Raw genomic sequence first — 16,765 nt, forward strand, 5'->3', positions numbered from 1 at the left:
AACCGGCTTGCGGGCGGCACCGACGCCGATGGCGCCGCGGGGAAACATGCGTTTCGCCCGCTACGCCACCAGTCGGTTGCTCAGCCCTGACGAGCCGGGTTGCTGGCGGACGGCATGGTCATGCAGTTGGCCGCCTGGGGTCCGCGCATCATCGAGCAATCGCAGTCAGCGGCCATCATCTTGCTGTCGCTGACCCAAACGCGCACGGGCGCGCGAGTGGGTGCCCGTGGGCCGTAGGACGGCTGGCTACGCCATTCGAAGTGCCCCGTCGAAGGAGCCGGCTGCGCGTCCGCAGCAAACGCGGCCGAGGCCGTTGCGGACAGGGCGAGGGTGGCCGCAATGGCTGCGGCGCGAACGATAGTCTTCATGGTGATAGTATCCTTGGTTGAATCGCAGTTGGACGAATGGCGATCGTCGGAGCGCGTGCCGGGCACGACGCTGGACAGCAATCACCGACGCCGGATCGGTTCAGCCAAGGAGTGAGGGTGGTTCAGGCTCGGGCGTGACGGTGCGCCCGGCAAATACGGCCGTGACCGGCCAGAACACCCCGATCGGAGTGATGTACGGCGACGACGCGGCGGGCGCGGGCTCACTGACAGCCAGCATGACGCCGCAACTCGCCATCAGCGCGCAGCCGCGCTTCGTATCTTTGCTCTGCTTCTTATCGCAGTCCGGACACTTCATCGCCATGTCGCAGTCGGGCATATCCGCCATCGCCGAGGTCTGGCTCTGCATCATCATGTTGCACGGCGGCGCTGCCGCGGCCACGCCGTTGCCGACAAGCCCGAACAGGACTCCCACGAGCAATAGATGGCGAAGCAGCCTCAGCATTTAATATGGGTGCGTGATGACATGGCGAAAGTCAATTCGCGTTGCCGCGCAGTTTGGTTACAGTGTCGCGTGCTGGCCGCTTCCTCATCCAATCATCCGAGCCTCCGCACAAAGGTAGCTGGACGGAACTGGTCATTTCGGCCTCATCGAAGCGTTTGCGACGAGATTTAACGGCTCACGACGGCTAAGGGCGTTAGCGGACGGCGCTAGAGTAGCGTGAACGGCGACATATATTCGTCATGTTTGTCCGGCGCGGGGCGCCGCGCCCGGAGCGATTCGAACTTCTGTGCTGCCACTACGGCTAGTGTGTATCATACGGGCACTTCTGCCACCGCGATGGTGCTGGAAATGTGATTGTTCCACATCGCTAGTGCTTCGCGCTTTTCTGGTTTCCAGTCGTGGCGTTGATAGATACCTGCCACTCCTGAGCGCGAACCTCCGACATGATTGAGAACCGCTTCGGTCACCTCGAAGCGAACTCCGAGCCTTTGAAAGCCGGTCGCCAATGTTCGCCTGAGGTCGTGGAGGCGCCAAGGTAGCATTGAGTTGCCGCCGTCTTTTGAAATCAGCTTGTCGAGCTTCGCCTTACCCTTGTGATAGGCGGTGAATGCGGCGCCAGTCGCAGTGGGAAACACCCTGCCACGACTTGGCCACTTCTCCCCACCAGCCACCTTGTCAAATTCTGCGATCGCTAGGTCGTTGAGCGGAATGGTCGTCGGCTCGCCATTCTTTGTCCGATTGCCGGACAGCCGCATCTCCCGTTCTGAGCGGTCAAGTTCTTGCCAATGAAGGCCGCCGATCTCCTCTCGACGTTGGCCGGTAACAATCAGAAGGCGAACGATTGGCCCGAAGCAGCGATGGCATTCCGGAACCTGCACCCAAACCCTCGCCAACTCGCTATCGCTAAGCCATCGCTCGCGGGGCTTGACGGCTTTGGGCGTCTCCATCCCCTCCATCGGGCTTCTGTCGATGTCGCCGCGGCTCACCGCCCATCGAAACAACCGTCTTAGTACCGCGAACACGTTGCGACGATTGGCTGCCTGTTCCGCCGGCATGCGATCGAACACGGCCACCACATCAATACGCGTGATTGCAGGAAGCGCCCTATCACGCAAAACGGGTTTGACGTGCAGTTGAAGCGATCGCGTTACGAGGGTCGACCATCCTGTCCCCTTGCAGTCCGCTGCGAAGCGGTCGGCATAGTTGGAAAAGGCAAGGTCGACAGCCTCGCGCCGTCGCTGTTTGTCCGATTCGACGGGGTCGATCCCTTGGGCGACGAGGCGGAGGAGTCTCGTCGCCTCCTCGCGAGCGGTGAAGGGCGTCCATGGCGAGCCATGACCGCCGATGGTGTAGCGACGCGTCTTCGCCTCGCGACCACCCATCCGATACTGGACGACATAGGACGCAGAGCCGCCTGCGGTGATCTTGAGTCCGAACCCCTTCAGTTCGTCATCCCAAAGGAAGCCGGTAACAGCCCCTGCCTGGAGAGCATCGAGGGTTCGCTTGGTGATTTTTCCGGTGGCCATGACGAACCTCATGTACCAGAAAAGTAATCACCCAGCAATCACCGGAACGGAAATCGGCGGCGGCAGGCGGCGGCGTATTTCGGTTTAACCAACTGAAAACTCATAATTCATGGCGCCAGGTTATTGATCTAAATCCGCTGGTAACGGAAGTACCAGACTTCGTGGCCTTTTTGCCGGGCCTTGGCTTCGTAGCGGGTCTGGGGCCAGCCGCCGGGGCGGGTGAGGAAGTCGGCGGGGTCGCTGGCCAGCCAGTCGAAATCGGGATGGCCGTTCATCACCATCAGCGCCCAGCGCAGATAGATGGGATGGTCGGTGCCGAAGCGAAATTCGCCGCCGGGCTTGAGTTTGCGGGCGATCATCGCGACCGGGCCGGGGTTCATCATCCGGCGCTTGGCATGGCGTGCCTTGGGCCAGGGGTCGGGGTGGAGCAGATAGACGAAGCTCAAGGAGCCGTCGGGGACGCGGGCGAGGACTTCTAGGGCGTCGCCCATATGGAGGCGGATATTGCCGAGCGCGCCTTCGCGGATATGGCCGAGCGCGGTGACGACGCCGTTGAGGAAGGGTTCGCAGCCGATAAAGCCATGATCTGGCAGCATGTCGGCGCGATAGGCAAGATGCTCGCCGCCGCCAAAGCCGATCTCGAAATGGAGCGGGCGGTCGTAACCGAAGAGCGAGGCGGCAGTGACTTCGCCTTCTTCCGGCACGGAGATGGCGGGGAGGAGGGTGTCGACCAGTTCCTGCTGCCCCTGCCGCAGCTTGTGGCCCGACTGGCGGCCATAGAGGCGGTTGAGCGTCGTGGGATCGCCGGATTTATGCGCTGTCATGGGGTGGCGGACTAGCGGGCGAGGGGCGTGGGGGCAAGGGGGGCTAGCGACAGGGCTTGCCGCTATATTCCTTGCGGTTGGCGACATAGGCCTTGCCGTTCCAGCGGACGACGGGAAAGCAGAAGCCGGGGCCGCCGATGGAAATGTCGGGCCAGCCGCCGACGCCTTTGCTTTTCAGAAATTCCGGGATGCCTGTGCTGTTGGTGACCAGTTTCCAGCTGCCATTGGGTTGCTGGCTGACGAGCCAGAAGGCCGTGCCGGTGTTGCCATAGCAATAGGTGCCGCCTTCGGTGACGACCGCTTCGGGACGGCCATCGCCATTGAGGTCGGCGCGGCTTTCGATCGTGCCGGGGGAATAGCTGGCCGTGCCGGGATCATCGCAATCGCTGCGCCATTGATTGCCGCGCTTGATGAACCCGGCGGCGCGGAAGATGGCAGCGTCGTTGGATGGCGCCGCGGTTGCGGGCCTGGTCGTCCTGGGACTGGTTGCGGTCTGGGCATTGCCCGATGTCGCAAGCATCAGCGCCAGTATGGCACCAGAATGACGATATGACATCGCGCCCCCCATGTTCACCCTCTCCGAGTCGTTTCGGATTGGGCATCATAGCATGAAGGGCGCGATATCAGGCGTTAGAAGATGGCGCGTCAGGCCAGTGCCGCTTTCAGCGCGTCCACCAGATCGGTCTTTTCCCAGGGGAAGAAGTCGCCTTCGGGGGTGCGGCCGAAATGGCCGTAGGCGGCGGTTTTCTGGTAGATGGGCTTGTTGAGGCCGAGATGGGTGCGGATGCCCTTGGGGGTCAGGCGCACCAGCGTTGGCAGGACCGCTTCGATCGCCGAGGCTTCGACGGTGCCGGTGCCGTGCAGGTCGACATAGAGGGAGAGCGGTTCGGCGACGCCGATGGCGTAGCTCAGCTGGATCGTGCAGCGGCGGGCAAGGCCGGCGGCGACGATATTCTTGGCGAGGTAGCGGGTGATGTAGGCGGCCGAGCGGTCGACCTTGGTCGGGTCCTTGCCGCTGAACGCGCCGCCGCCATGGGGCGAAGCGCCGCCATAAGTGTCGACGATGATCTTGCGACCGGTCAGGCCTGCGTCGCCGTCCGGCCCGCCGATTTCGAACAGGCCGGTCGGGTTGACATAGATGCTCTCGTCGCCCGGCAGCCAGCCTTCGGGCAGGATGTCGGCCATGACGCCCTTGACATAGGCGCGCAGCTTGGCGCGGCTTTCGTCATTGTCCATGCCTGCGGCGTGCTGGGTCGAGACGACGAGGGCGGTCGCGCGGACCGGCTTTTCGTCGATATATTCGAGCGTCACCTGGCTCTTGGCGTCCGGCTCCAGAAAATCGACCACCTTATTGTGGCGATCATGGGCGAGGCGTTCCAGGATTTTGTGGCTGTAATAGAGGGTGGCGGGCATGAGGTCGGGGGTTTCGTCCGAGGCATAGCCGAACATGATGCCCTGATCGCCAGCGCCTTCATCCTTGTTGCCGCTTTCATCGACGCCCTGCGCGATATGGGCGGACTGGCCGTGGAGATTGTTTTCAAAGCGGAAGGTCTGCCAGTGGAAGCCGTCCTGCTCATAGCCGATGCGCTTGACCGTTTCGCGGACAGTGGCTTCAATCTCTTCCTTGGCACCGGGCGCCCATGCGCCATCCTCATAGACGCCCTTGCAGCGGATTTCGCCCGCCAGGACGACAAGCTGGGTCGTCGTCAGCGTTTCGCAGGCGATGCGGGCTTCGGGGTCTTTGGACAGGAAGAGATCGACGATGGCGTCGGAAATCTGGTCTGCAACCTTGTCGGGATGGCCTTCGGACACGGATTCCGAGGTGAAGAGGAATTGGTTACGCATGGGACTCCCGTAAACGGCTGAACCGGAAAACGATATAAAGAATAGTTTATGTGGCTATTAGCTTTTGCTGCGCAGCATGGCAATGGCCAGTCCGGCCAGCAATGCCATGAAGGCGAAGGACGCCCAGTTGCCGATCCGTGCGAAGAGGGTCGGCGGCAGGGCGGGCGGCAGGCCGGAATCGAGGAAACCGGCGCGGTTGAGGCCGAGCGCATGGACGACATGGCCGCGCGCGTCGATGATGGCGGAGACGCCGGTGGGGGTGGAGCGGATGATCGGAATCCCCTCCTCCAGCGCGCGCAGGCGGGCTTGGGCGAGATGCTGGACCGGTCCCCAGCTGCCGAACCAGGCGTCGTTGGAGGGGTTGAAGAGGAAGGTGGGACGGTTGGCGCGGTCGATCACCTGGCCTGAGAAGATGATCTCATAACAGATTTGCACGCCCATTTTGAGGTCCGGGCGACCGAGCGTGGCGGGGAGGGGCAGGCTTTGCGGGCCGGGGCCGGGCCAGAAATCGGCGTCGCCGGGGACCAGGCGGGAAAGGCCGATCGGTTCTAGGATGTTCCGCATCGGCAGATATTCGCCGTAGGGTACCAGATGCGCCTTGCTGTAGCGGCCGAGCAACCGGGCGTCGGGGGTGACGATCCAGACGCTGTTGTTCGCGCCCGCCAGCTTTTGCGTGATGACGCCATCCTGTTCGACCGGCTTGAAATAGACCTTGTCCGCGCCGGTCATCAGCAGGTCGCCGGGGCCAAGCAGGCTGGCGAGACGGGCGCGCCAGCCCGGTTCCATGTCGAGATAGGCGGGGATGGCGGCTTCGGGCCAGAAGAGCAGGCGCGGGGCGGGGCGGGGCTGGCCGGAAAGGGCGGCGAGCTTGCGGAAATTGGCGACTTCGTTTTCGACCGAATATTTCTGGTCCTGGCCGATATTGGGCTGGACGATGCGGACGCGCGGCGCGCCGGGCGGGGTCGGCGGGGCGGGGGCGAGATGGCCCCAGAGTGCGAGGAGGGCGAGCGGCGCGGCGAGGGCAGCGGCGGGGCGGTAGTGGCGCTGGAAGGCGAGGAGGAGCGCGCCTGCCGCGAGGATCGTCAGCGCGCCAAGGCCGTAGGTGCCGATGAGGGTGGCGGCGATGGCGATGCCGGTCGGGAGCAGGGTGACGCCGAGCGGGTTCCAGGCGAAGCCGGTGAAGAGGGTGGCGCGGCAATATTCGGTCGCGAGCCAGAGGGCGGCGAAGAGGAGGAGGGGGGGCAGTGCCATCAATCCTCCCCTGCAAGGGGAGGTGGCATCGCGTAGCGATGACGGAGGGGTGTCGCCGTCTCGATAGGGTGACACCCCTCCACCACTTCGTGGTCCCCCTCCCCTTACAGGGGAGGAATGAGAAAGCCACCATGTCCCCAGCGTCGCGAGGCCCGGATAGACAGCGAGGTAGAGCGACAGCAGCGCCACGGCGGGGTAGCCCAGCCAGTGGGGCATGCTGTCCTGAAAGGTGAAGGCGTGGGCGATCCAGTTGAGGCCCAGGGTGAAATGGGCGACGCCGAAGAGCCAGCCATAGGTGAAGGCGGCGCGGCGGTCGGGGGCGTGCTGGATCAGGTGGATGAGCAGCGCGAGGCAGGCGAGGGTGACCGGCCAGAGGTTTAAGGGCGCGAAACCGGTGGCGCTGAGCAGACCCGCCAGTAGCGCGGCGAGGCGTGGCCAGGACCTGACATGCCGGGCGATCAGGCTTTGCATCCTGTGTCTAGCGGACCGTGGCCATGGTGGCGGCGCTGCAACTGTCGCTCTTGCTGGGGCCGCCGGTCAGCATCGAGGCGGCGATGAAGCCGCCGACGATGAGGACAAGGAACAGGCCCGACAGGAGGGCGAGATATTTCTCGATGAACGCCTTGATCGGACGGCCAAATTTCCAGAACAGGAAGCCCACGAGCATGAACTGGAACGCACGGGACAGGACGCTGGCCCAGAGGAAGGTGAAGAGCGGCAGGCCGATAAAGCCCGCGGTGATGGTGATGAGCTTGAACGGGATCGGCGTTGCACCCTTGATCAGGATGATCTCCGCCCCGAACTCGCGCAGATAGCAGGCCGCGACCGGGAATTTGGCAGCGAGGCCAAGTGCGGCGAGCAGTTGCTGGCCCACGGTTTCATAGAGGAAATAGCCGATCGCATAGCCGAGCAGCCCGCCCAGCACCGAGGCGAGGGTGCAGATGACCCCGAATCGCAGCGCGCGTTCCGGGCGGGCGAGGCACATGAGGCCGAGCAGCGGGTGCGGCGGGATGGGGAAGAAGCTGGATTCCATGAAGCTGAAGGCGAACAGCCAGCGTTCGGCGTGGCGGTGGGCGGCTTTCGCCAGCATCCATTGATAAAGGCGTGTCAGCATCGGGGCCGACCCCTAGCCGAGATGAAGGCCGGTCGCCAGCGCCTTTTGCCGGTCCAGCGATAGGTGAAGGCGCAGGGATCGCGGCGCTTGATCGGTTGGTGCGCGTGGCGATAGGATCGGCCGACTGAGGAGAGACAGATGCAGGGTATGGGTGAGGGCGGTTGCCCGTTCGAGTTCAATACCGATCCGGCGACGTTCAAGGTCGGCGATTCGGTAAGCTATCGCGTGACCGGTAGCCTGGAGGGCTTTCCCTTCGCAGGCGTGCTGCTGGAGGTGCATGACGATCATGTCGTGCTGACCAGCGATGTCGACGACCAGGCCAGCCGGATGCGCGCGACGCGCGAGAGCAGGCCGGTGGTGCGTGAGGAAGATGTGTGCTGAGGAAGTGCGTGTTTGAAAATGCGCGAAAGGGCGCATTTTGAAGCCGCACCGGCCCTGACCCCCACCCGACCGCCCACAGTGTATCCTGATTGGAAGGTCGGGTGGGGGTGAGGGCCGGTGCGGTCCGAATGTGCGAACGCACAATCGCACGCTTTGACGCGACGGCGTTGACGGGACGGTGTCGTCTGGGCATGACCCCCCATCAGTCCTGTTTGGTCGGCGCGTTTGACATTTTCTACCATTTCCTGGGCCAGATTGCGGCAACGCGCGGGCGGCATGGCGTTCGCGCTGGTGCTGAACGCTATCCTGCTGCTTGCGCTGTTCACTTTGGCCCCCAGGCCCGAACCCAAGCGGGTCGATGACCGGATGCCGGTGACGTTCGACGTCGAGACCGGGCAGAAAAGCGCTGAGCAACAGAAGCGCGCGCCCAAGGCGGAGCGGCGCGAGAAAGAGGATGCGGCGGCGCCCAAGCAGGCCGAGGCGGTGGTGCGGCCACCCGTGCCGGTCGCCAAGCCCGCCGAGCAGCCGCCATCGCCCTTCCCCTTCCTGACGCTCAACCGCGAGCAGATGGCCTCAGCCGATATCGGCCGGATGCCCAAGGCGGCGCAGGGAGCAAGTGCCGCTGGGCAGGGCAATAGTGCGGCGGTAGCCGGGCCGGGCGAGGGGCCGGGGGGCGTGCAATTGTTCAACGCCGAATGGTATCGGCGACCGACCAATGCCGAGCTTTCCCCCTTCCTGCCCGCCAATGCGCCACCCAATGGATGGGGCATGGTCGCGTGCAAGACGGTCGATCATTATCATGTCGATAATTGCCAGACGCTGGGCGAATCGCCGCTGGGGTCCGGCTTTGCCCGCGCGGTGCGGCTGGCGGCGTGGCAGTTTCTGGTGCTGCCGCCGCGCGAGAATGGCAAGGTGATGGTCGGCAGCTGGGTGCGGATACGGATCGACTATACGCGCACGATGGTGAGTGCCGGGGCTGGCGCGGGCGGCGAATGAGGTCTCGCATTGCTGCGTTTGCGGCTGTCCTTATCCGAGGACAACCGCTCCGGCATATTGTGCGCCGAACATCATCTGTTTTGCACGCGGGTGGTGACCATTTCCAGTCCTTTGGACGGGGCTGCGGCTACAGGCGGCGTGACCGTCACTTTGGCCTTCGCGGCGGTGATTTGCTGGTCTGTGATCGCCTTGTCCAGCTTGAGTTGCTCCAGCACGGATTTCACCTCCCTCAATTCCTTTTCCGCCGCGGTTTCCGTTGGCGCGGGAGATGGGGTGTCGCTTGTCGTCGATTCGACCTCTCCAGCCTCAATGGCTTCACTGACCAGTTGCAGGATATGGCCGGGCGAACATACCGCCTGATTGTTGAGGAGGTGGGTAACGGATTGGGAATAGGTGAGCTTCGTGTCTGCGGTCTTTGACGCTTCCAGAGCATTGTCGGCGAGCGCCTTGAGAATCAGCAGACGCACCGAGTTTACATTTTCGGCCCCGAACAGGTAGCGTTGCTCATAGATGCGAAAACCGGCCGATGCGGCGCTGGTGCCGAGCGACAGCGCGGTCAGTGCATCGTTGCTGGTGTCGTCCCCTTTGCCGATCAGCGCCACGGCCCCGGTCAGCAAGGCGGTGATCGGGGCGAAAGTATCGCGCCATACATTCACGCGGCGCTGATTGTCGGCCTTGGAGAGGATGTAGATGTTGCAGCGCGCCTGGATGAGGGCGAAGCCGGCGTCCATGAAGGCGCGCTGCTTGACGGGATCATTGGGTTTGAGGGCAATGGTCGGACCGCTGGTAAATGGACTGGCTTCGGCTGCGGCAAGTTTGAACTGAAAAAGAAGTCCGTCACCCATCGGGCTGACGCCGTTGGCATCGATGACTTCTTTCGTGACGCCACGATCCGATATAAAAGTGGGCCGTCCGTCGTTGGCGCAACCAGATAGCATCGAAATTGTTGCGACCAGGCCAATAGTCTTGAACGACATATGCATGATTCCTGCCCTCCCGGAAGCATCATCATTACTTGTGCGTAACGGAACGGCAAATGGCGTTTGCGCCATAATCGCTCCGTTGTGGCAGGATGCATAAAATAGTTGCATTTTGAGACTGGGTTGCCATCCTGACGCGCTGACAGGATAGGGAGAGATTGCATGATCATCCATGGTGCGCGGCCGTCGCCTTTTGTGCGCAAGGTTATCGTCTTTGCCGCCGAGAAGGGGATTGATGTCGAGGTGCAGACGGCCGGGTTCGGGCGCGGGGCGGAGGGCTATTTCAAGGGGTCGCCGTTCGGCAAGATTCCGGCGCTGGAGGATGGCGATTTCCTGCTGTGCGATTCGACCGCGATCATAACCTATATGGATGCGCTGCGACCGGGGACGGAGATGATTCCGGCAGAGCCGCGGGCGCGGGCGCGGACGATATGGTATGAGGAATTTGGCGATACCGTCGTGCAGCCGGCGGGCGCGAAGATATTTTTCAACCGCGTGGTGGCGAAGATGGTGAAGGCGCCGCAGGATCTGGCGGCGGCGGACACGGCGGAGGCGGAGGAGATGCCGCGCTTCTACGACTATCTGGAAGGGGTTTTGCCCGACAGCGGCTGGCTGGTTGAGGATCGCTTTACGTTGGCCGATCTGGCGGCGGCCTGTCCGATCATCAATGTGACCTATTGTTCGGACGGGCTGGATGCGGGGCGATGGCCCAGGGTTGCGGCGTGGATCGCGGCGGTGAAGGCGCGGCCCAGCGTGGCAGCGGCGCTGATGCTGGAGGCGCCGATCGTGGCCGGAATGATGGGCAATAAATAACCTATATGGAACATTCGTCTTGACAGCGTCACGCTGTTCTGGCAGAGATAGGCACAGTGGAAAAATGTGAGTCGCCAACAGGGCGACGCAGCAGGGGCTGATCCGGGCGGGTCGGCCCTTTTTTGCGTTGGGCTTGTGGCGCGCGGGCGGGGGACATAGGCATGGCGGACGGGGTGGAGGCGCAGGGGCGCGACTTGGAACCGGCGCGCCGGACGATTGCGGGCAAGGCGCAGATGCAGATGCGTGCGCCGCGCAAGGATGGCTGGACCAAAGAGCAGGAGCGGCTGTTTTTGCAGACGCTGGCGACGACCTGCAACACCAGCGAGGCGGCGCGGGTGGCGGGCGTGAGTCGCACCAGCGCCTATGACCGCAGGCAGCGCAACCGCCGCTTTGCCGCCGACTGGGAACGGGCGATGGATATTGGCTATGCCGAGATTGAGGCGATGCTGATGCGCGAGGCCTTGTTCGGGAGCGAGAGCGAGGAGATTTTGCTGGACGGCGAAGGGGCGGTGAAGAGCCGCAAGGTCAAGCGCGGGCATGACCTGAAACTGGCGCTGCAATTGCTGACCCGGCATCGCGACCGGGTGCTGGCCTATCGCGCGAGCGCGGCGGCGGGGAAAGAGCGGCCCGACAGCCCGGCGGTGGTGCGGCGGGTGCGGCGCGCGCGAGACGAAGTGGAGCGGATGCGCGCGGCGACGGGGACGTGAGGCGTGCGCTCAGGCCGGGCGTCCGGGCGCGATCATCGCACCGATCGTGTCGAGCAGGGCCAGTCGCTGTTTCTTGAGATCCTCCAGCCGGGCGTCCGATGCGGCGCTAAGCCCCTCTATGATCCGGCTGATTTCGCCGGCCAGATCATGATAGCGATCGGCCAGCCCGCGAAAATAGGCGTCGGTGAGTTTGAGATGGTGCAGCCGGTCGATGGCGTGGGGAAACAGGCTGTGGAGATCGTGGCCATGTTCGCTCATTCTGTCGTCTCCATAAGGAGGATGGTATGAGCGGATTATGCGGCGGGGTGGCGCTGTGGTCTCTAGGTAGTTGTCCGGGGACTGGCCGCTGAACCTTTCGTCGCCGGACAAAAGGAAAGCGGGCGTTTGCACGATCGCAACGCCCGATAGTCATGCATGGCCGATCAGTCGGGCCTGCGATGGTTTTGCGTCGATTTGCCGGGATAGTCCGGGCCGAGCGATCGCATCGGGGCGTCGGGATCAAGTTCGCCGTGGCGGATGCTGCGCGGGTGGATGGCGGTTGATGACGCGGCGTTATGCCCAACGTTCAGATTGAACGGTGGCGAGAGGCAGAAGTTGAGAATGAGGTCGTACATTACCGCCCTTGTGCTGGGCGCGGCTTCCAGAATGGATTTCCGGGAATCATGACGATGTTCACGCCGGTAGATCATGCCGCTGCGTTCCATGCGGGCAAGGTGGCGCAGCGCGGTGGTCATCGGGACGCCGCTGGCATAGCAGAGTGAGGTGACGCAGGATGACCGATATTCCGCCATATCTGCGACAAGCGCCAGCAGCATGTTCCAGCCAGGGTCCGAGACCGGTTGACCAAGCGCTTCGCTACGGCGTAGCGAGAAGCGGTGAAATTGTCGCGCAATCTCTCCGATCTCCGCTTCGGTTGCCGTCGGGTTGATGCTCGGATCATCCGATATGTCGGGTTTGGCGTGGTTACGGATCACCGTCATTAAATGGGCAACAACGTCCGGGCTGATGCCTAATTTTGTCATGTGGCGCTCGATCTCGTACATTCGGTGGGGCATCGAGTTTCCCTTCGTAATTGAATCGATTTCGAAACGATGTTTGATTTTATAGGGTTAGCAAGCCTGTCGCAGCAGATGAATTTTTTGTTTGATCCGATTTGGAGGTTGTCGCGCTTGCCAATCGCCGTCTTTACAGGGCGCTGGGGTGCGATAGATTGACGTCCATGAAAAATCAGATTTTGTTCGCCGCGGCGTCGATGCTGTCCACATCAGCCATGGCGAAGGCACCAGCCCCCGACCCCGATCGCTTGAAGGCCACGGTCGAGAAATTGGTGAGTTTCGGGACGCGGCATACATTGTCGTCGGCGACTGATCCGAAGCGGGGGATTGGCGCGGCGCGGGCGTGGGCGGCGGCGGAGTTTGCGCGGATTTCCAAGGGGTGCGGCGGTTGTCTGAAGGTCGAGAGCGTGTCGGAGCGCTTTACCGCGCCGCGCGTGCCCAATGGCGCGGATATTGTCGATGTGCTGGCGATCCAGACCGGGACGGGTGATCCCAGCCAGGTGGTGATCGTCGCGGGGCATATCGACAGCCGGGTGAGCGATGTGATGGATGCAACCAGCGATGCACCGGGCGCGAACGATAATGGGTCGGGCAGCGCGCTGGTGATCGAGGCGGCGCGGGTGCTGGCAGGCGAGACGTTTGACGGGACGATCGTCTACGCGCTGTTGTCGGGCGAGGAGCAGGGGCTGCTGGGCGGCAAGTTGCTGGCCAACACCGCCAAGGCGCGCGGCTGGCGGGTTCGGGCGATGCTGAACAATGATATTGTCGGCAATACGACCGGCCTGAACGGGCGGATCGTGGCGGACCGGGTGCGGGTGTTTTCCGAAGGAATACGCTCTGCCGAGGATGCCAAGGCGGGGCTGACCCGGCGCGGGATTGGCGGCGAGGATGACGGGCCTTCGCGCGCGCTGGCCAAGGCGATCGACGCGATTGCCGAGGCCAATCCGCAAATCGGGCTGGACGTGTTTGCGGTGCGGCGGCCTGACCGTTTCGGGCGGGGTGGCGATCATACGCCGCTGCTGGAGGCGGGCTATCCGGCGGTGCGTTTTTCGGTGGGGATCGAAAATTACGACCGGCAGCATCAGGATTTGCGGGTCGAGGCTGGGCGCGATTATGGCGACACGGTTGTCGGCATGGACTTCCCCTATCTGGCGAAGGTGACGGCGCTGAATGTCGCGGCATTGCGGGCTTTGGCCAGCGCGCCGGCGGCGCCTGCGACTGTATCGCTGGATGGCGCGCTGTCGATGGATACGCGGGTGTTCTGGGACGCGGTGCCGGGGGTGGCGGCCTATCATGTATATTGGCGGCGGGCCGATGCGCAGGACTGGACCGATAGCCGTGTCGTGACCGGCGCGACCGAATTGCTGCTGAAAGATGTGGTGGTGGACGATCATTTCATCGGCGTGGCGGCGGTGGCCAGGGACGGTAGCGAGAGCATCGTGACGTTCGGCGGAATGGCGCCGCGCAAGTAGGGGCGTGCTTGTCGCCGCCCCGGCAAGGGGAGGGCGATGGAGACTTCGCATATCGAATGGATGGATGCGTGGCCGCGCGAGCAGGCCAAGGTGCGGCGGTTGCTCAAGGAGGCGGGCCGCGAGGCGTTGGGTTTTGATTGGAACTGGCTGGCGCGACCGGGGCAGAAGGCGCCGGAGGGCGACTGGCGCATCTGGTTGATGATGGCGGGGCGCGGATTCGGCAAGACGCGGGCCGGGGCGGAATGGGTGCGGGGGATTGCGGAGGCTGATCCCAAGGCGCGGATCGCGCTGGTCGGTGCGACGCTGGGCGAGGCGCGGCGGGTGATGGTCGAGGGGGCGTCGGGGATATTGGCGATTGCGCCCTGGTGGTGCCGCCCGGTCTTTGCACCCGCGCTGCGCAAGCTGACCTGGCCCAATGGCGCGGTGGCGACCCTGTTCGGCGCAGCGGAGCCGGAGAGCTTGCGCGGGCCGCAGTTCAGCCATGGCTGGGCAGGCGGCCGCAGGTGATGGCGACGACGACGCCGCGTCCGGTGGCGCTGGTGCGGCGGCTGGTGGCGGATGCGGCGGCGGGGAGCGTGGTGGTGACGCGCGGGCGGACGGCGGACAATCGCGCCAATCTGGCCGACGGCTTCGTCGAGGCGATGGAGCGCAGCTATGGCGGCACGCGGCTGGGGCGGCAGGAGCTGGACGGCGAACTGATCGAGGAGGTGGAGGGCGCTTTGTGGTCGCGCGACCTGATCGAGCGGTGCCGGGTGGCGCATGTGCCGGGCGGGCAAGACGGGGCGGCGCTGCGCCGGGTGGTGGTGGCGGTCGATCCGCCGGCGTCGGCGCATGGCGATGCGTGCGGGATAGTGGTGGCGGGCGTGGGTGGTGACGGGCGCGCCTATGTGATTGCGGATGCGAGTGTCGAGGGATGTTCGCCCGAACAATGGGCGCGCGCGGTGGCTGCGGCGGCCACCGTCCATGGCGCGGACAAGGTGGTGGCCGAGGCGAATAATGGCGGGGCGATGGTGGAAAGCGTGCTGCGCGCGGCCGACGAGATGCTGCCGGTGAAGCTGGTCCATGCCTCACGCGGCAAGGTGGCGCGGGCGGAGCCGGTGGCGGCTTTGTATGAGGCCGGGCGGGTGGCGCATCGTGGGGCTTTTCCCGCGCTGGAGGACGAGATGTGCGGGTTGCTGACCGGCGGCGGCTATGTCGGGCCGGGGCGATCGCCCGACCGCGCCGATGCGCTGGTGTGGGCGCTGACGGAGCTGATGCTGGGCAAGAGGGGCGAGGCGCGGGTGCGGGGGTTTTGAGGGGAACCCTGCGGTGCGGTCGGTCGTTTCGGGAGCATCTATTTCTGGTGCGGAGTTTTGGCGATGAAGATGGTGACGATGTTGGGCGCGCTGGTCGGTGCGACGCTGGTGGCGACGCCGGTGATGGCGGTGACGTTGAGCGCCAAGGAGCGGGCGCGGGTAGCGCGGGCGGTGCCGCGGGATCGTGATGATGTGCGCTATTGCCTGATCCAGGCGAAGAAGGGCCGCGACAAGGGCACGGTGATCGGTGCGGCCGGTGGTGCCGGCGTCGGGCTGATCGCGGGCGGTGGTCTGGGCGAGACTTTGCTGGGCGCGGGTGCCGGGGCGCTGGCGGGCCGAGTGATCGGCAAGAGCGAGGGGACGAATTCGACCTGCGACCGGGTGTTGCGGCGTAATCCTTGATTTAGCGTGAGGGGGCGTTGATCCCCCTCTCCCAGTTTTGGTAGGCGGCTTCGCCACCAACCTTCACTAGCCCTCTCCCCGCCGGGGAGAGGGTTTTTGCGTTTTGGGGGACAGGGTATGAAATTTTTTGGGGTGAAGGCCGCTGGGTCGGCGGATGTGCGGCCGGTGCTGGCGCGGGCCTGGGGGACGGGGGCGGTGGCTTTAGGCGAGTGGCCCGCCAGCTATGAGGCGCAGTTGCGGGGCGGGGTGATCGGCAATCCGGTGGCGCAGCGGGCGATGCGGCTGGTGTCGGAGGGGGCGGGGGCGACCGCGCTCAAAGTCGCTGGCGTGGAGGATGGCGCGCGGGTGCTGGCATTGGTGGCGCGGGCTTCGGCGGGGCAGGGGTTGGTGGAGACTTTGGCCTGCCATTTGTTGTTGCATGGCAATGCTTATGTGCAGGTGATTGGCGGGGCGGACGGGATGCCGGCCGAACTGTTTGCGCTGCGGCCTGAACGGGTAAGCGTGGAGGCGGATGCGCGGGGGTGGCCCGCGGCCTATCTCTATCGCGTCGGGGAGAGCGTGACGCGGCTGTCGCCCGAAGATGCGGCGGGGCGGACCAATGTGCTGCATCTCAAAAGCCTGCATCCGCTGGACGATCATTATGGATTGGGCTGTGTCGGCGCGGCGGCGGGGGCGGTGGCGATCCACAATGCGGCGACGGTGTGGAACAAGGCGCTGCTGGACAATGCGGCGCGGCCCAGCGGGGCGATGGTCTATGATCCGGGCGATGGATCGGTGATGGCGCCCGACCAATATGAGCGGGTGAAGCGGGAGATGGAGATCGCTTTTGCGGGTGCGGCCAATGCGGGGCGGCCGATGCTGCTGGAGGGCGGGCTGAGCTGGAAGGCGCTGAGCCTGACGCCGGCGGAGATGGATTTTGTCGGGCTGAAGGCGGCGGCGGCGCGGGAGATTGCGCTGGCGTTCGGGGTGCCGCCGATGCTGATGGGGCTGCCAAGCGACAATAGCTACGCCAATTATCGCGAGGCGAACAAGGCGCTGTGGCGACAGACGATATTGCCGCTGGTGGGGAAGATAGGCGCGGGGCTGGGGCAGGGATTGAGCGGCTGGTGGCCGGGGCTGCGGATCGAGCCGGACCTGGATGGCGTGGCGGCGCTGAGCGATGAGCGGGCGGCGCTGTGGGAGCGGGTCGCGGGGGCGGATTTCCTGTCGGCGGAGGAGAAGAAGGCTTTGTTGGGATTGTAAGGCGGGCGGCGGTGTCCCCTCTCCCAACTGC

The 16,765-nt window shown here is 64.4% G+C and carries 18 protein-coding genes and 1 pseudogene; 8 read left to right on the forward strand and 11 right to left on the reverse strand.

The annotated features are described in order from the left end of the window. Positions 1 to 80: 80 nt before the first annotated feature. The 8 genes from Q0D44_RS15050 to Q0D44_RS15085 all read right to left on the reverse strand — a co-directional run bounded on the left by Q0D44_RS15050 (position 81) and on the right by Q0D44_RS15085 (position 7,391). Positions 81 to 368 (reverse strand): hypothetical protein, encoded by a 288-nt coding sequence (locus tag Q0D44_RS15050; RefSeq protein ID WP_230189410.1) that lies wholly within the window; start codon positions 366 to 368, stop codon positions 81 to 83. A gap of 100 nt (positions 369 to 468) precedes the next feature. Next, entirely contained in the window at positions 469 to 831 is a 363-nt protein-coding gene (locus tag Q0D44_RS15055) for a hypothetical protein (protein ID WP_230189411.1), read from the reverse strand. A 311-nt stretch (positions 832 to 1,142) separates the two neighbouring features. Further along, complete coding sequence (locus tag Q0D44_RS15060) at positions 1,143 to 2,357, reverse strand: integrase family protein (RefSeq protein WP_230189412.1); 1,215 nt, start codon at positions 2,355 to 2,357, stop codon at positions 1,143 to 1,145. 128 nt (positions 2,358 to 2,485) lie between these two features. Beyond that, positions 2,486 to 3,181: a tRNA (guanine(46)-N(7))-methyltransferase TrmB gene (locus Q0D44_RS15065; RefSeq protein WP_294137564.1), complete on the reverse strand. Its 696-nt coding sequence runs from the start codon at positions 3,179 to 3,181 to the stop codon at positions 2,486 to 2,488. A gap of 43 nt (positions 3,182 to 3,224) precedes the next feature. After that, positions 3,225 to 3,737, reverse strand: a complete 513-nt coding sequence (locus Q0D44_RS15070) for a hypothetical protein (protein WP_294137565.1) — start codon at positions 3,735 to 3,737, stop codon at positions 3,225 to 3,227. 89 nt (positions 3,738 to 3,826) lie between these two features. Next, a complete protein-coding gene (metK, locus tag Q0D44_RS15075; RefSeq protein ID WP_294137568.1) occupies positions 3,827 to 5,026 on the reverse strand; it encodes a methionine adenosyltransferase in 1,200 nt (399 codons plus the stop codon). 57 nt (positions 5,027 to 5,083) lie between these two features. Then, positions 5,084 to 6,748 carry an apolipoprotein N-acyltransferase gene (lnt, locus tag Q0D44_RS15080; RefSeq protein WP_294137570.1) on the reverse strand — a complete coding sequence of 555 codons (1,665 nt, stop codon included), beginning with the start codon at positions 6,746 to 6,748 and terminating at the stop codon, positions 5,084 to 5,086. A gap of 7 nt (positions 6,749 to 6,755) precedes the next feature. Further along, positions 6,756 to 7,391 (reverse strand): DedA family protein, encoded by a 636-nt coding sequence (locus tag Q0D44_RS15085; protein ID WP_294137572.1) that lies wholly within the window; start codon positions 7,389 to 7,391, stop codon positions 6,756 to 6,758. A 138-nt stretch (positions 7,392 to 7,529) separates the two neighbouring features. Between Q0D44_RS15085 and Q0D44_RS15090 the strand changes: the two genes are divergently transcribed. Next, a complete protein-coding gene (locus Q0D44_RS15090; RefSeq protein ID WP_294137574.1) occupies positions 7,530 to 7,772 on the forward strand; it encodes a hypothetical protein in 243 nt (80 codons plus the stop codon). Between the two features lie 276 nt (positions 7,773 to 8,048). Further along, positions 8,049 to 8,768 (forward strand): hypothetical protein, encoded by a 720-nt coding sequence (locus Q0D44_RS15095; RefSeq protein ID WP_294137638.1) that lies wholly within the window; start codon positions 8,049 to 8,051, stop codon positions 8,766 to 8,768. Between the two features lie 71 nt (positions 8,769 to 8,839). Here the strand turns inward: Q0D44_RS15095 and Q0D44_RS15100 are convergent, their stop codons facing one another. Continuing rightward, on the reverse strand, positions 8,840 to 9,751 hold the full coding sequence (locus tag Q0D44_RS15100) for a hypothetical protein (protein WP_294137577.1): 912 nt from the start codon (positions 9,749 to 9,751) through the stop codon (positions 8,840 to 8,842). 159 nt (positions 9,752 to 9,910) lie between these two features. Here Q0D44_RS15100 and Q0D44_RS15105 point away from each other — a divergent pair, with 159 nt between their 5' ends. Both Q0D44_RS15105 and Q0D44_RS15110 read left to right on the forward strand, forming a co-directional pair. Beyond that, on the forward strand, positions 9,911 to 10,561 hold the full coding sequence (locus Q0D44_RS15105) for a glutathione S-transferase family protein (protein ID WP_294137579.1): 651 nt from the start codon (positions 9,911 to 9,913) through the stop codon (positions 10,559 to 10,561). A 161-nt stretch (positions 10,562 to 10,722) separates the two neighbouring features. Further along, on the forward strand, positions 10,723 to 11,268 hold the full coding sequence (locus Q0D44_RS15110; protein WP_294137581.1) for a hypothetical protein: 546 nt from the start codon (positions 10,723 to 10,725) through the stop codon (positions 11,266 to 11,268). A 9-nt stretch (positions 11,269 to 11,277) separates the two neighbouring features. Here the strand turns inward: Q0D44_RS15110 and Q0D44_RS15115 are convergent, their stop codons facing one another. Further along, positions 11,278 to 11,526 (reverse strand): DUF465 domain-containing protein, encoded by a 249-nt coding sequence (locus Q0D44_RS15115; RefSeq protein WP_294137583.1) that lies wholly within the window; start codon positions 11,524 to 11,526, stop codon positions 11,278 to 11,280. Positions 11,527 to 11,690: 164 nt separating this feature from the next. Then, positions 11,691 to 12,311, reverse strand: coding sequence for a hypothetical protein (locus Q0D44_RS15120; RefSeq protein WP_294137585.1), 621 nt, complete (start codon positions 12,309 to 12,311; stop codon positions 11,691 to 11,693). A 176-nt stretch (positions 12,312 to 12,487) separates the two neighbouring features. Between Q0D44_RS15120 and Q0D44_RS15125 the strand changes: the two genes are divergently transcribed. From Q0D44_RS15125 to Q0D44_RS15140, 4 genes and pseudogenes are all read left to right on the forward strand, one after another. Then, on the forward strand, positions 12,488 to 13,795 hold the full coding sequence (locus tag Q0D44_RS15125; protein ID WP_294137587.1) for a M28 family peptidase: 1,308 nt from the start codon (positions 12,488 to 12,490) through the stop codon (positions 13,793 to 13,795). Between the two features lie 36 nt (positions 13,796 to 13,831). Then, positions 13,832 to 15,090: pseudogene (locus tag Q0D44_RS15130) on the forward strand (terminase family protein). Positions 15,091 to 15,153: 63 nt separating this feature from the next. Further along, positions 15,154 to 15,492: a hypothetical protein gene (locus Q0D44_RS15135; RefSeq protein WP_217671997.1), complete on the forward strand. Its 339-nt coding sequence runs from the start codon at positions 15,154 to 15,156 to the stop codon at positions 15,490 to 15,492. Between the two features lie 117 nt (positions 15,493 to 15,609). Beyond that, positions 15,610 to 16,734, forward strand: a complete 1,125-nt coding sequence (locus Q0D44_RS15140; protein WP_294137591.1) for a phage portal protein — start codon at positions 15,610 to 15,612, stop codon at positions 16,732 to 16,734. Positions 16,735 to 16,765 lie beyond the last annotated feature (31 nt).

Origin of the sequence: Sphingobium sp. (genome assembly GCA_023266575.1) — a bacterium.
Classification (GTDB): Bacteria; Pseudomonadota; Alphaproteobacteria; order Sphingomonadales; family Sphingomonadaceae; genus Sphingobium.